6 protein-coding genes, 2 tRNA genes, 3 rRNA genes, 1 other RNA gene and 1 pseudogene are annotated in these 13,171 nt (G+C 53.1%); all 13 read right to left on the reverse strand.

All coding sequences use genetic code 11. The annotated features are described in order from the left end of the window. Nucleotides 1-11: 11 nt before the first annotated feature. Complete coding sequence (locus G4V39_RS05570; RefSeq protein ID WP_166031986.1) at nucleotides 12-1,373, reverse strand: hypothetical protein; 1,362 nt, start codon at nucleotides 1,371-1,373, stop codon at nucleotides 12-14. 76 nt (nucleotides 1,374-1,449) lie between these two features. Then, nucleotides 1,450-2,685, reverse strand: coding sequence for a hypothetical protein (locus G4V39_RS05575; RefSeq protein ID WP_166031987.1), 1,236 nt, complete (start codon nucleotides 2,683-2,685; stop codon nucleotides 1,450-1,452). Nucleotides 2,686-3,169: 484 nt separating this feature from the next. After that, nucleotides 3,170-3,286: ribosomal RNA gene (gene rrf, locus G4V39_RS05580) — 5S ribosomal RNA — on the reverse strand. 99 nt (nucleotides 3,287-3,385) lie between these two features. Next, nucleotides 3,386-6,394 (reverse strand): 23S ribosomal RNA (locus G4V39_RS05585). Nucleotides 6,395-6,525: 131 nt separating this feature from the next. Then, a tRNA-Ala gene (locus G4V39_RS05590) sits at nucleotides 6,526-6,601 on the reverse strand. 10 nt (nucleotides 6,602-6,611) lie between these two features. Beyond that, a tRNA-Ile gene (locus G4V39_RS05595) sits at nucleotides 6,612-6,690 on the reverse strand. Between the two features lie 116 nt (nucleotides 6,691-6,806). Further along, a 16S ribosomal RNA gene (locus G4V39_RS05600) occupies nucleotides 6,807-8,377 on the reverse strand. Together the 16S, 23S and 5S rRNA genes with 2 tRNA genes alongside form the textbook arrangement of a ribosomal RNA operon. A 290-nt stretch (nucleotides 8,378-8,667) precedes the next feature. Continuing rightward, nucleotides 8,668-9,876 carry a tyrosine--tRNA ligase gene (tyrS, locus tag G4V39_RS05605; protein WP_166031988.1) on the reverse strand — a complete coding sequence of 403 codons (1,209 nt, stop codon included), beginning with the start codon at nucleotides 9,874-9,876 and terminating at the stop codon, nucleotides 8,668-8,670. A 9-nt stretch (nucleotides 9,877-9,885) separates the two neighbouring features. Further along, nucleotides 9,886-10,674 (reverse strand): TIGR00282 family metallophosphoesterase, encoded by a 789-nt coding sequence (locus G4V39_RS05610; RefSeq protein WP_166031989.1) that lies wholly within the window; start codon nucleotides 10,672-10,674, stop codon nucleotides 9,886-9,888. Beyond that, complete coding sequence (gene rny / locus G4V39_RS05615; RefSeq protein WP_166031990.1) at nucleotides 10,664-12,226, reverse strand: ribonuclease Y; 1,563 nt, start codon at nucleotides 12,224-12,226, stop codon at nucleotides 10,664-10,666. The genes G4V39_RS05610 and rny overlap by 11 nt, the downstream gene beginning before the upstream one ends. A gap of 278 nt (nucleotides 12,227-12,504) precedes the next feature. Beyond that, nucleotides 12,505-12,693: non-coding RNA, 6S RNA (gene ssrS / locus G4V39_RS05620), on the reverse strand. A 26-nt stretch (nucleotides 12,694-12,719) separates the two neighbouring features. Next, nucleotides 12,720-12,953, reverse strand: a pseudogene (gene zapA, locus G4V39_RS11450) (cell division protein ZapA); the annotation flags it as partial. Then, the gene (locus G4V39_RS05630) at nucleotides 12,950-13,168 is read right to left on the reverse strand and encodes a hypothetical protein (RefSeq protein ID WP_166031991.1); all 219 of its coding nucleotides are present in this window, start codon (nucleotides 13,166-13,168) and stop codon (nucleotides 12,950-12,952) included. The gene G4V39_RS05630 and the pseudogene zapA, both read right to left, overlap by 4 nt. Nucleotides 13,169-13,171: the final 3 nt, after the last annotated feature.

The following is a 13,171-nucleotide window of genomic DNA, read 5'->3' on the forward strand; positions in this document are numbered from 1 at the left end:
TGTAAAAACTACTAGGATGAAGGCAATGATGGCATTACCTCCTGCACTTGTTTACGACCGATGATTTGGGTAAGAGAGTCGCTATCCTTCCAGGTTTCCTGCTTGAACTGATCACCATCTAGGGTGATTACCAGAAGACGGTAGCGGTAGTGCGGATTAGGCCGATGAAGGAAAAGCGTCAGTTCCTGGCGGGTCTCATCGGGCGAAAACTCCAAAACCTTGGTGGTCTCCTGGCCAGAGGGAGAAAGGGCCGAAGATCGTATCTCCACCACTACTTTGTACAGCCCTAGGGTTTCAAAAATATTGGGAATAACCTCCCAAGAGAGGGTGGTCGTCGGGGTAAGGGAGACCCCACGCCGCACATCCTTCTGGATGGCCTCCAGGCAGGACTTACAGTTAGTATCAAGGCGCATATTGAACCAAACCATAAGCAAGTTGCTTCCCAAGACGCGCTCGGGAGAAGGGACCTTGAAGGGCATAACCTGCCGAGGCCGGATAGTTCCCCGAAGCCCTCGACAATAACGCTCCAGGTGCTTATTTCGAAGACGATAGGCACAAATTCCCTTTAACTTAAGGGGGAAATAGGTAAGGTTTTTTATCTTCACATCTGGGAGATGATTAAGCCAATCCTCAAGCCCCTCAACCTTGGGGCCAGAGAACTTTGTAAATTTTATATTTAAGGGAATAGGTACCGAGACCTGATCCACCTGGATGTTCATTTGACCGGCCAATCCCTCACCGGTTAACTGGGTAAGGACTTCTTCCACCTCCTCTGGAGTAAGAAGCATGCTAAGACGAATAGGTTTTCGCAAATGGGCCCCTAAAGTGACCTCAATTCTTTCTTTGGGGATGGTCAACCCAGAAGCCAGGGTGGCCAGATCCACCTCTGCCGAGAGGGCAGGGAGAGCCCGAACCTTGATTTTAGTTCCTGCAGGGGGCCTCAGACCTTCCTTAAGTAGATAACGAAGGAGTTTTACGTCTCCGGGATTAAAGGGGGCCATAAGCTCTAAAGTCAGGGTAACGGAAGGCTTACCCGGAGAATCCTGATAATTGTATTGAACTCCCAGGTGATACCCCCCCTCATCGCTTAAAAGGAGAAATTCTCGAGGCAGATAATAAAAGACCTGGGAGGCCTTTTTATCTTGAATGATATAATGAGGGTCAAAGCCGGCCACATTCTGGAGATCATCAAGGAGGGTTTGATCTTCAAGAATATCAGCTAGATCAAGCACTAATCTTGGATCCGGACCAGCCGGAGGGACTTCTGTGGCTGTCGGTGGGTTGATCTTAAGATTCTGAAGATATTTAAATTTTATCCCTTGGAGGAGAAGAGGATTGGCCTGAAGAGAACGAGTCTGAGAAGCCCAGATCATTCCCTCCCAAAATCCCAAAAGGAGAAAAAGAATCCCGATCAAGCAAATCTTTCGGCCGTCCATAATATCTAAACCCCTATTTGGTGGTAAGCCTTGGAGCCACCCAGACAGCCCAATCCTGGGCTGATGTCCGCCAAGAATTAACATAAAGAATGATGGATACGGCCTTGCCAGCGTATCGCGAAAGATCTGCCTCCAGGTGAACATAACGATTAGCGGGGACAAATCGGGAAATTAGCAAGCGCTTTCGACCCTTTTGGTCTTTTATTAGAACCTTAAAGATTGCCCCATCAGAGGCCTTAACGCCCTTTAGGAAACCGGCAACGGCTTTAAAATGTACTTTTGGGCCCAAAACCATCAAGGGATATTCTCCTTCAATCCATCCGGCCCGCTCCCAGGCGGGATGAGTCTCAAGAAGCCTTACAGCCTTGTTACCGGTGGAGAGAAAACCTTGGGGAATTCGACGGACAAAGCCCCGCTGATCATTATCCCTGCCAGGAAAAGGAAGTGTTCCCCGAGAACTTCGCCATTTGGCCCTGTGGGCCTGGGTATAAAAATCGTAGTTCTTTACTGAAGGAATACTAAGCCTGGCAACACTTCCGATTTGTCGGGTAGGAAACGACGATGAAGCCTCTTTGGTACCCGTTTTGACATCCGTTACAGGAGCTAAAGAGAGATCTTCCCCTTCCGTCTCGCCGGAGGTCACCTCTTCATCAGTTAGGGTGATAGCTTCCTCTCCGCTGGCCTCTTTAGTCTCCTCAAGCCCCCACTTTTTAACCAAGGTGAGATAATATTCTCCGAAACGCTTATCCGGCTCTCCTGCGGGGTGGAGATAGACAACAATCTGATCACTTCGCCCCACTCGAACATCTTGCGTCTCTGGCTCTACATAATAGACATTGAGGCGAATTACTCCGCGCTTCTTGGTTAAAGGAAGCCGGTCAACGACAAAATCCGGGGAGGGAGAGCCCCTTCTTAAAACCTCACCACTAATATAGACATCATCCGGTCTTGAGACTCTTTTATAAGAGACCTCTAAGGTAACGTGCTGGGCATCTTCCTCTACCATCTTGACCGCTGTAATCCGGCCCCGATAGTCTTTCTTCCAATCTTCGACTTTCTCCTCCAAGGTCTCTTTAGCGGCCTCTCCTAGGGCTTCAGTAAGACTATCAAGGAATCCCTTTTCCTGAGAGGTCTCAGATGCGGAAGATTGTTTGGCACCTTCAGAGCTGTCGGTCTCTTGGGCCCAACAAAGACCGCTCAAAAGAAAGAAAAAGACAAAAACCACTATTATGTTCTTTTTGGCCTCCATTCCCTGCCCTCCCGATCAAACAATATTCAAAATCTTTTAGTTTCAATTCTAGATGAAACTTTTGTTTAGCTTCAAACAAAAAATGATTACCTAATCCTTTAGCAAAGATTAGACCACTTAGGTAGCTCTATTTTCAAAAAAATGATGAAAGTGACCTCTAATATCTTTAAAAAATTGGATTTTTTCATTTGGGATCCCAATCTCGGGAGGCAATTAGTAGGGAGGTAATTATTATCAGAGAGGGCAGCTAGACCTTGAGACTAAAAAAGATAACTGCATTTTTTGCAGATCAGGTCACGCTGGTCTTGGACGTGTTTATTTCAAGGGGCCAAACTTAATAAAATCTGTCTAAATTTAAGCCCCCAGACTTTTCCGGAAGAAGAGAAGAATTATAAGCCTATGAAGGCCTTGTTGGGTAAGATTTGCGTAAGCAGAAAATAAAAAAAGCCCCGACTCTAGAGTCGGGGCGTACTTTCGAAAATGATCCCGGCACCGACCTACTCTCCCACCGGGGTAACCCGGCAGTACCATCGGCCCTGGAGGGCTTAACTTCCGTGTTCGGAATGGGAACGGGTGTTTCCCCTCCGGTATGGGCACCGGGAAACTGTTATCAAATATCAAAACTCAAAAAGGCAAATAAATATGGGCTCTCGCGCGAATCCCTGGCTTCCCTGCCGTCGGTTAAGAATATAAAGAATATGTGGCCAAGCCGCACGGCCGATTAGTACCGGTAAGCTTCACCCATTGCTGGGCTTCCACCTCCGGCCTATCAACCTCCTAGTCTTGGAGGGGCCTTCAGGGGCCTTAACGGCCACGGGAGACCTTATCTTGGGGTGGGCTTCCCGCTTAGATGCTTTCAGCGGTTATCCCTTCCGCACATAGCTACCCAGCTATGCCGCTGGCGCGACAACTGGGCCACCAGAGGTGCGTCCACCCCGGTCCTCTCGTACTAGGGGCAGCTCCCCTCAAGTCTCCTACGCCCACGGTGGATAGGGACCGAACTGTCTCACGACGTTCTAAACCCAGCTCACGTACCCCTTTAACGGGCGAACAGCCCGACCCTTGGGACCTTCTCCAGCCCCAGGATGGGATGAGCCGACATCGAGGTGCCAAACCTCCCCGTCGATGTGAACTCTTGGGGGAGATCAGCCTGTTATCCCCGGAGTACCTTTTATTCGATGAGCGATGGCCCTTCCACTCGGGACCACCGGATCACTAAGGCCGGCTTTCGCCCCTGCTCGACCCGTCGGTCTCGCAGTCAAGCCCCCTTATGCCTTTGCACTCGACGGCGGGTTTCCAATCCGCCTGAGGGGACCTTTGCGCGCCTCCGTTACCCTTTAGGAGGCGACCGCCCCAGTCAAACTGCCCGCCAAGCACTGTCCCTGCAGAGGATAACTCTGCCAGGTTAGAGCCCTAGAGTGACAAGGGTGGTATTTCAAGGGTGGCTCCACCGGAGCTGGCGCCCCGGCTTCACAGCCTCCCACCTATCCTACACATGCCACCCCAAGACTCAATGCTAAGCTGCAGTAAAGGTTCACGGGGTCTTTCCGTCCCACCGCGGGTACCCGGCATCTTCACCGAGACTACAGTTTCGCTGGGCCTCTGGCCGAGACAGCGGGGCAGTCGTTACGCCATTCATGCAGGTCGGAACTTACCCGACAAGGAATTTCGCTACCTTAGGACCGTTATAGTTACGGCCGCCGTTTACCGGGGCTTCGGTTCGGAGCTTCGCCAGCCGAAGCTGGCTAACCCCTCCCCTTAACCTTCCGGCACCGGGCAGGCGTCAGACCCTATACGTCGTCTTAACGACTTAGCAGAGTCCTGTGTTTTTAGTAAACAGTCGCCACCCCCTTTTCACTGCGACCCGCCTCGGCTTCGGTCGCGAGGACCTACACCTACACGCGGGCACCCCTTCTCCCGAAGTTACGGGGCCATTTTGCCGAGTTCCTTGGCCAGAGTTACCCCACGCGCCTTAGGATACTCACCCCGCCTACCTGTGTCGGTTTGCGGTACGGTCACCAGAGCTTCATCGACCACGAGGCTATTTCTTGGCAGTGTGGGCCGAGCTCCTTCCCGGGATAAATTCCCGGTTACTTACTCCCCCTCAGCCTCGGAACCGGGATTTGCCTCGGTCCGTCATCGGCCTACAGGTTTGGAGGGTCTTCCAGTAACGACCCCGGAGCCCTTTCCTCCTGCGTCACCCCTTGGTCTCCACTCTGGTGGCTGGGGAATATTAACCCCATTCCCATCGGCTACGCCTTTCGGCCTCGCCTTAGGGGCCGGCTAACCCTGGGAGGACGAACCTTGCCCAGGAAACCTTAGGCTTACGGCGAGGGGGATTCTCACCCCCTTTATCGCTACTCGTGCCAGGATCCTCTCCTCCGGGACCTCCAGCAGGCCTCACGACCTGCCTTCAACGGCAACCGGAGTGCTCCCCTACCGCTCATGCCTTGCGGCATGAACCCGCAGCTTCGGCACCGGGCTTAAGCCCCGTTAGATTTTCGGCGCGGGCCCACTCGACCAGTGAGCTGTTACGCTTTCTTTAAAGGATGGCTGCTTCTAAGCCAACCTCCTGGTTGTCTAAGCAGGCCCACCTCCTTTACCACTTAGCCCGGATTTGGGGGCCTTAGCTGGCGATCTGGGTTGTTTCCCTCTCGTCTGCGGACTTTATCGCCCACAGGCTGACTCCCGGGCTACGCTTGCCGGCATTCGGAGTTTGGCTGGGTTCGGTAGGCCGGTAAGCCCCCTAGCCCAACCAGTGCTCTACCTCCGGCAGCGACCACCCGAGGCTATACCTCAATATATTTCGGGGAGAACCAGCTATCACCGAGCTTGTTTAGCCTTTCACTCCTACCCACAGCTCATCCGATGAGTTTTCACCCTCAACCGGTTCGGGCCTCCAGAAGGCGTTACCCTTCCTTCACCCTGGCCATGGGTAGATCGCTCGGCTTCGGGTCTATTCCCGGCGACTAGACGCCCTATTCGGACTCGCTTTCGCTACGGCTCCGCCTCACGGCTTAACCTCGCCGCCGAGAATAACTCCCTGGCCCATTATACAAAAGGTACGCCGTCACCGGATAAATCCGGCTCCGACAGCTTGTAGGCAGACGGTTTCAGGTTCTATTTCACTCCCCTCACGGGGTTCTTTTCACCTTTCCCTCACGGTACTTGTGCACTATCGGTGCGCGGGGAGTATTTAGCCTTGGAGGGTGGTCCCCCCAGATTCACACGGGATTCCACGTGTCCCGTGCTACTTGGGTAGTGTACCCAGGAAGGCCCCTTCTCTTTCGCCTACGGGGCTCTCACCCTCTATGGCGGGCCATTCCAGGCGCCTTCGGCTAGAGAAAGGACTTTTTGACTTCCCGAGGGATCCGTGGCTCCCTCCGGTACACCCCCACGACCCCGATCGAGCAACGCCCACGGGCTTCGACACCCGATCGGTTTAGGCTGTTCCCCTTTCGCTCGCCGCTACTCAGGGAATCTCGGTTGATTTCTTTTCCTCCGGGTACTGAGATGTTTCACTTCCCCGGGTTGGCCTCCGCAAGGTTACCCTTGCGGATACCTGGGCATTACCCCAGGTGGGTTTCCCCATTCGGGCATCCCCGGATCAACGCCTGTTTGCGGCTCCCCGAGGCTTTTCGCAGCTTACCACGCCCTTCATCGCCTCCCGCGCCCGAGGCATCCACCGTCTGCCCTTAGTAGCTTGACCACAAACCGTATAGCCTAACCGACGGTAGGTACCAGGTTACGCGCGGATACCCATATTTATTTGTCAAAGAACAAGCCATCTTACCAGAAGGAGACGGCCGCTCCGCGGCCGCCTTCAACTGGTAACACACCTGGTGGAGGTGAACGGATTCGAACCGATGACCTCCTGGTTGCAAACCAGGCGCTCTCCCAGCTGAGCTACACCCCCATTAGGTATATGGTGGGCCTAGGTGGATTCGAACCACCGACCTCACGCTTATCAGGCGTGCGCTCTGACCGGAGCTGAGCTATAGGCCCTTCCGTCCACCCCGATGAGCTTCACTTTCCTTTATAAAGAGCAAAAAGGCGACTAATCCCTCAAAGCTGAATAGTGACCGGCCAGGCTTTCTTTTTCAAAGGAAAATCATCCTTAGAAAGGAGGTGATCCATCCCCACCTTCCGGTAGGGATACCTTGTTACGACTTCACCCCAGTCACCAGCCCTACCTTAGGCGCCTCCCTCCCGCCGAAGCGGGTTGGGCGAGCGACTTCTGGTAGAGCCAGCTTCCGTGGTGTGACGGGCGGTGTGTACAAGGCCCGGGAACGTATTCACCGCGGCATGCTGATCCGCGATTACTAGCGATTCCGCCTTCACGGGGTCGAGTTGCAGACCCCGATCCGAACTGGGACCGGCTTTCTGGGATTAGCTCCCCCTTGCGGGTTCGCAACCCTCTGTACCGGCCATTGTAGCACGTGTGTAGCCCTGGACATAAGGGCCATGATGACTTGACGTCATCCCCTCCTTCCTCCGGGTTATCCCCGGCAGTCCCCTTAGAGTGCCCGGCCGAACCGGTGGCAACTAAGGGCGAGGGTTGCGCTCGTTGCGGGACTTAACCCAACATCTCACGACACGAGCTGACGACAGCCATGCAGCACCTGTCATCGGGCTCCCACCCGAAGGTGGGCACTCCCCTGTTTCCAGGGGATTCCCGATGATGTCAAACCCAGGTAAGGTTCTTCGCTTTGCATCGAATTAAACCACGTGCTCCACCGCTTGTGCGGGCCCCCGTCAATTCCTTTGAGTTTCAGCCTTGCGGCCGTACTCCCCAGGCGGGGTGCTTAATGCGTTAGCTACGGCACGGAGAGATTACCTCCCCACACCTAGCACCCATCGTTTACGGCGTGGACTACCCGGGTATCTAATCCGGTTTGCTCCCCACGCTTTCGGGTCTCAGCGTCAGGCGCCGTCCAGGAGGCCGCCTTCGCCACCGGTGTTCCTCCCGATATCTACGGATTTCACCCCTACACCGGGAATTCCGCCTCCCTCTCCGGGCCTCAAGCCAAGCAGTATCGGATGCACTTCCGGAGTTGAGCCCCGGGCTTTCACATCCGACTTACCCGGCCGCCTACACCCGCTTTACGCCCAGTGATTCCGGACAACGCTCGCCACCTCCGTATTACCGCGGCTGCTGGCACGGAGTTAGCCGTGGCTTCTTCTGTGGGTACCGTCAGCCCTAGAGGTTATTAGCCTCTAGGGGGTTCTTCCCCACTGAAAGGGCTTTACGACCCGAAGGCCTTCTTCACCCACGCGGCGTCGCTGGGTCAGGGTTTCCCCCATTGCCCAATATTCCCCACTGCTGCCTCCCGTAGGAGTCTGGCCCGTGTTCCAGTGCCAGTGTGGCTGGCCACCCTCTCAGGCCAGCTACCCGTCGTAGCCTTGGTGAGCCATTACCTCACCAACTAGCTGATGGGACGCGGGCCCATCCTCGGGCAGAAGCTTGCATGCAGAGGCCTCCTTTAATCCCCAAGACTTGCGCCCAGGGACATTATCCGGTATTAGCCCCCCTTTCGAGAGGTTATCCCAGACCCGAGGGTAGGTTACCCACGCGTTACTCACCCGTGCGCCGCTTTACTCCCAAGGCCGAAGCCTTGGTTTCTCGCGCGACTTGCATGTGTTAGGCACGCCGCCAGCGTTCGTCCTGAGCCAGGATCAAACCCTCCAGTTAAAACTGAAGGCACCTTGCCTGACCAATGCCAAGGCAAGGCCAAAACTCTTTTACGCCCGCCGGTCACTATTCAGTTTTCAAAGATCAGTCGCCAAAATGGCGATTTTATTAATAGCTTCTTTTCGTTGCCGTGTCAAGCCCCTCTCTATCGCCTCTTCCAGGGCTTGGTGGATATCTTCTTTATCCTCTTTTTAGCCGCTGGGAGAAGCCAAAATTGAGAAGCAACGACAAGGTTTGTTTCCAAAGAGCAACGTGAAGCGTCGGCTAATATAGCGACCTTTCCTTAAGTGTCAAGCCCCCACTTTCAGTTTCAAAAAACGCCGCTTGCCCACCTTAAGAACAAAGGTACCCGGCTCTAGATTCAATTCTTCTGTCTCTAGCCTCTGGCCATTTAAGGCCACCGCCCGTTGCTTTATTAGCCTTCGGGCCTCAGAGGTGCTTGAGGCCAGCCCCTGCTCTTTAAGAAAGCGGGGTAGCCACAGAAGCCCCGGATCTAGGTTTACCTCAGGGGCATCCTCTGGGACCTCTCCCCGAGAGAAGGTGGCCTCAAAGACCTCGGCCGCCTTCTTGGCCGCTGATAGGCCATGAAAGCGGGCCACGATCTCTAAAGCCAAACGCTTTTTGGCCTCTTTGGGATGTTCTCGTCCGGTCCGAACAGACTCCTTAAGGGCCTCTATTTCTGAAAGACTCAAGTCGCTGAGGAGCTCATAATACCGCCACATCAGATCATCAGAGATGGACATAAGTTTGCCGAACATCTCCTGAGGGGGTTCAGTAATTCCCACATAGTTTCCCAGACTTTTACTCATCTTCTGAACCCCATCAAGACCTTCAAGAAGAGGTACAGTGATAATCACTTGGGGTTCTTGGCCGTATTCTCTCTGAATTTCTCGCCCCACCAGAAGATTAAAGAGTTGATCGGAACCACCTAACTCAACATCGGCCTCAAGGGCTACAGAGTCATAGGCCTGAATTAAGGGATAGATCAGCTCATGGATAGCTATGGGCCGGCCGGTCTGGAATCGCTTTTTAAAGTCCTCCCGCTCAAGCATCCTCGCCACCGTGTATTTCGAACAGAGACGGATAAAATCCATGGTGTTCATCTTTAGCATCCACTGACTGTTAAAGACCACTTCTGTTTTTTCCGGATCAAGGATTTTAAAGACCTGTTCTTGATAGGTTTTGGCGTTCTCTAACACCTGTTCCCGAGTAAGGGGGGGTCTGGTTTCATTTTTACCGGTGGGGTCACCAATCATCCCCGTAAAATCGCCGATGAGGAAAAAAACCCGATGTCCCAAATCCTGGAAGTGTTTCATCTTCTGAAGGAGAACCGTATGGCCAAGATGTAAATCCGGAGCTGTAGGATCAAAGCCGGCCTTAATGCGGAGAGGGCTTCCGGTAGTCAAAGAACGCTCTAGTTTTTGACGCAACTCATCCTCTGAGACAATATCTACTGTGCCTCGACGGAGATATTCCAATTGTTCTTCTACGGATTTCATCTTACCTCCCTACAAGAACTTTCGCAGACGAACTATAGACAGGGCTCGCCCGGATTGACTATCGGCCTCAACCAATACGGCTTCCAGAATGGAAGCCCCCTTTTTAGGAACCTCAAGCTTCCTGGGCACTTGAGATAGAAAGAGCTCTAAGGCTTGATCTTTCCGCATACCAATGACTGAATCCCTTACCCCCGTCATTCCTACATCAGTAATGTAGGCTGTTCCTCCGGGTAGGATCTTCTCATCCGCCGTCTGAACATGAGTATGAGTCCCTACCACGGCCGTTACCCGACCATCGAGATAATAAGAGAGAGCCATCTTTTCGCTGGTAGCCTCGGCATGAAAGTCCACTAGGATCAGGGGGGTCTTTTGGTACATTTCTGCCGCAAGCCTTCGGCCAACCCTGAAAGGACATTCTATAGAGCGCATAAAGACTCGCCCCTCGAGATTAATCACTCCCAAGGTAAAGTCTTCTTTACTGATAATTACTGCCCCCCGACCCGGGGCCTCTTCAGGATAGTTTGCCGGACGGACCACCCGCTCGGCCCGATCAAGATAGCCCAAAAACTCCCGACGCCAGATGTGGTTGCCAGATGTAAGGACATCTATCCCAAGAGCAAGAAGATCTTCGGCTACTTTCTCCGTAAGTCCATAGCCCCCAGCGGCATTTTCCCCATTGGCCAAAATAAAGTGCGGGGAGATCTCTCTCTTTAAAATAGGAAGAGCGTCTGCCAGGGCGGCTCTTCCTGGGCTACCGACTATATCTCCGATAAAGAGGATCCGGACCTTACTTGGCATACTCTATGGCCCTAGTCTCACGAATCACCGTTACCTTAATCTGTCCCGGATAGGTAAGCTCTTTTTCGATCTTCTTGGTAATGTCCCGACACAGGAGGGCCGTTTCAGCATCAGAAAGACGGCCAGAGTCCACCATGATACGAATTTCTCGCCCAGCCTGAATGGCAAAGGCCTTCTGCACCCCCGGAAATGAGTAGGCAATCCGCTCAAGATCCTCAAGGCGTTTGATATAGGTCTCCAGCATCTCGCGCCTGGCTCCCGGGCGAGCCCCGGACAGGGCATCAGCGGCCTGGACCAACACCGCCAGGGGACTTTCACAGGGAACATCCTCATGGTGGGCAGCAATAGCCTGAACCACCTCTTCATCCTCTCCATAACGTTTGGCCAGCTCCGCCCCGATCAAAGCATGAGGCCCCTCCACTTCGTGGTCCACTGCCTTGCCAATATCATGAAGTAGACCAGCCCGTTTAGCCTTTTTAACATCAAGTCCAAGCTCTCCAGCCATAAGACCCGAGAGAAAAGCCACCTCAACCGAATGTTGAAGAACATTCTGAGCGTAGCTAGTCCGGTACTTGAGGCGGCCCAAAAGCTTGACCAACTCCGGATGGATACCATATACGCCAACATCAAAGGTCACCCTTTCTCCGACCTCTTTAATAGTGGCCTCCATCTCCTCTTCTACCTTGCGAACCACCTCTTCAATTCGGGCCGGGTGGATGCGACCATCAGAGATAAGACGCTCCAGGGCGATCCGGGCGATCTCCCGTCTTAAGGGGCTGTAAGCCGATAGGACTACGGCTTCGGGGGTATCATCAATGATAAGGTCCACCCCTGTGGCCGCCTCCAAGGCCCGAATGTTGCGTCCCTCTCGTCCGATAATTCGGCCTTTCATCTCTTCGTTAGGCAAGGGGACCACCGAGACTGTCTTTTCGGCCACATACTCACCAGCATAACGGGCAATGGCCAAGGCAATAATCTCTTTGGCTTTGCGATCTGCAATCTCCTTGACTTCTGACTCAACTCGCATGATTATGCGAGCGGCATCCTCTCGGACCTCTTCTTCAACTTTTTTGAGAATGATCTCGCGGGCCTCCTCCGTAGTGAGACCTGAGATCTTTTCCAACTCGGTCTTCTGGGCAGCCACAATCTCAGCCAGTTCAGCCTCACGGCTGGTTAAACGTGACTCTTCCTCTTTTAGAGCCCTTTCCCGTCGGGAAAGTTCCGCCTCCCTTTTCTCCAGCTGCTCCAGACGTCGTTCAAGCTGATGTTCCTTGTCCGTCAGGCGGCGTTCTATCTTTTGTATTTCACGTTTTTCCTGCTCTAGTTCCTGACGGGCCTTTTCCTTAAGCCTGACGATCTCCTCTCGGGCCTGTATCTGGGCTTCTTTTTTAATCTGATCGGCCTCATGGCGGGCCTTGTCCCGAATCTCAAAGGCCACCTTTTCGGCCGATCCCACCGTCTGTTCATATTGGCGGGCTTTAAGAACAAACCCTAGAGGGAGTCCGATAACAAGACCGAGAAGAACAGCTAAAGCAAAATAAGCAACTTCCATACGCGGGGCACCTCCTCAACACTTTGGCCACACCCCGCAGGGCACCAGTGGGCAGGACTATGGGTGAAGGAAAACCAAGGAAGGCTTACAAGGAGATAAAGGCCCTAAAAAACTTTAAAAACCTTTCACCTCCGTAAATCTACCATATGTAAAAAACCAAACATGTGATGTTTTTTTGTTTTTTATATGTCCATAGCCACCATGGGCTGGACTAAATCCCACTTCACCCGCTGCCCACAAAAGGCAAATCATATATTTTGACCCTTACGGGATATAGCCATCCCCCCGCAGTGCCGTGTTAACTGGCCGTTTGAACCTGACATTTTTAAGTGGGTGACCTGTTCGCCCCTCCGGCTCCTTCTCCGACCAAAGTCGGGAAGTCTGCACTCAGGACGAAGGGAGGTCTCCCATGCCAGGTAATGTTGGCTCAACGGACCTACCGTTAATCACGCACACCGCAGGGGGAACCCTCTGTCAACTCTTGATCTATCTGTTCAATCAACCGCCGGGTTTCCCTGGCGACTTCATCCTTTAAAGTGACATAATCTCGAGCAATGTTCAATAGGAGCAATACGGCCACCTTAACTGGAGGCAAAGGACGCCTTTCAAGCTCTAGTTCTTCTATTTTTTGATAAAGATAAGAAACTACCTCCTGGGCGACCTCCTCGGGAAGGTCGGTACGAAAGCGGTATTCTTGCCCTAAAAAATAAAAGACGACCTCAGTCAATGGACATCCTGTTCTTTTTCTACCTGTTCAAGTCTATCGATTAAGGCCACCACTTTCTCTTTAAAGAGGGCCCTCTCCTGACGAAGGCGTTCGATCTCTGCCTCCCGCTCCTGAAGAAGCCTCTGAAGGATTTGATGTTGCCGTTTAAGCTCCAGATAGCCCTTTAAGAGACGCTCCAGACGTTCTTCCAGCTGAGAGAGTTCAGTTATTTCCATAAG

The organism is Thermosulfuriphilus ammonigenes (assembly GCF_011207455.1).
Taxonomy (GTDB): domain Bacteria; phylum Desulfobacterota; class Thermodesulfobacteria; order Thermodesulfobacteriales; family ST65; genus Thermosulfuriphilus; species Thermosulfuriphilus ammonigenes.

Coding starts and splice junctions, on each gene's coding strand:
- G4V39_RS05610 (WP_166031989.1), bottom strand. CDS start 10,674: ATGCCAAGTAAGGTCCGGATCCTCTTTATCGGAGATATAGTCGGTAGC.
- G4V39_RS05570 (WP_166031986.1), bottom strand. CDS start 1,373: ATGATCTGGGCTTCTCAGACTCGTTCTCTTCAGGCCAATCCTCTTCTC.
- G4V39_RS05630 (WP_166031991.1), bottom strand. CDS start 13,168: ATGGAAATAACTGAACTCTCTCAGCTGGAAGAACGTCTGGAGCGTCTC.
- G4V39_RS05575 (WP_166031987.1), bottom strand. CDS start 2,685: ATGGAGGCCAAAAAGAACATAATAGTGGTTTTTGTCTTTTTCTTTCTT.
- rny (WP_166031990.1), bottom strand. CDS start 12,226: ATGGAAGTTGCTTATTTTGCTTTAGCTGTTCTTCTCGGTCTTGTTATC.
- tyrS (WP_166031988.1), bottom strand. CDS start 9,876: ATGAAATCCGTAGAAGAACAATTGGAATATCTCCGTCGAGGCACAGTA.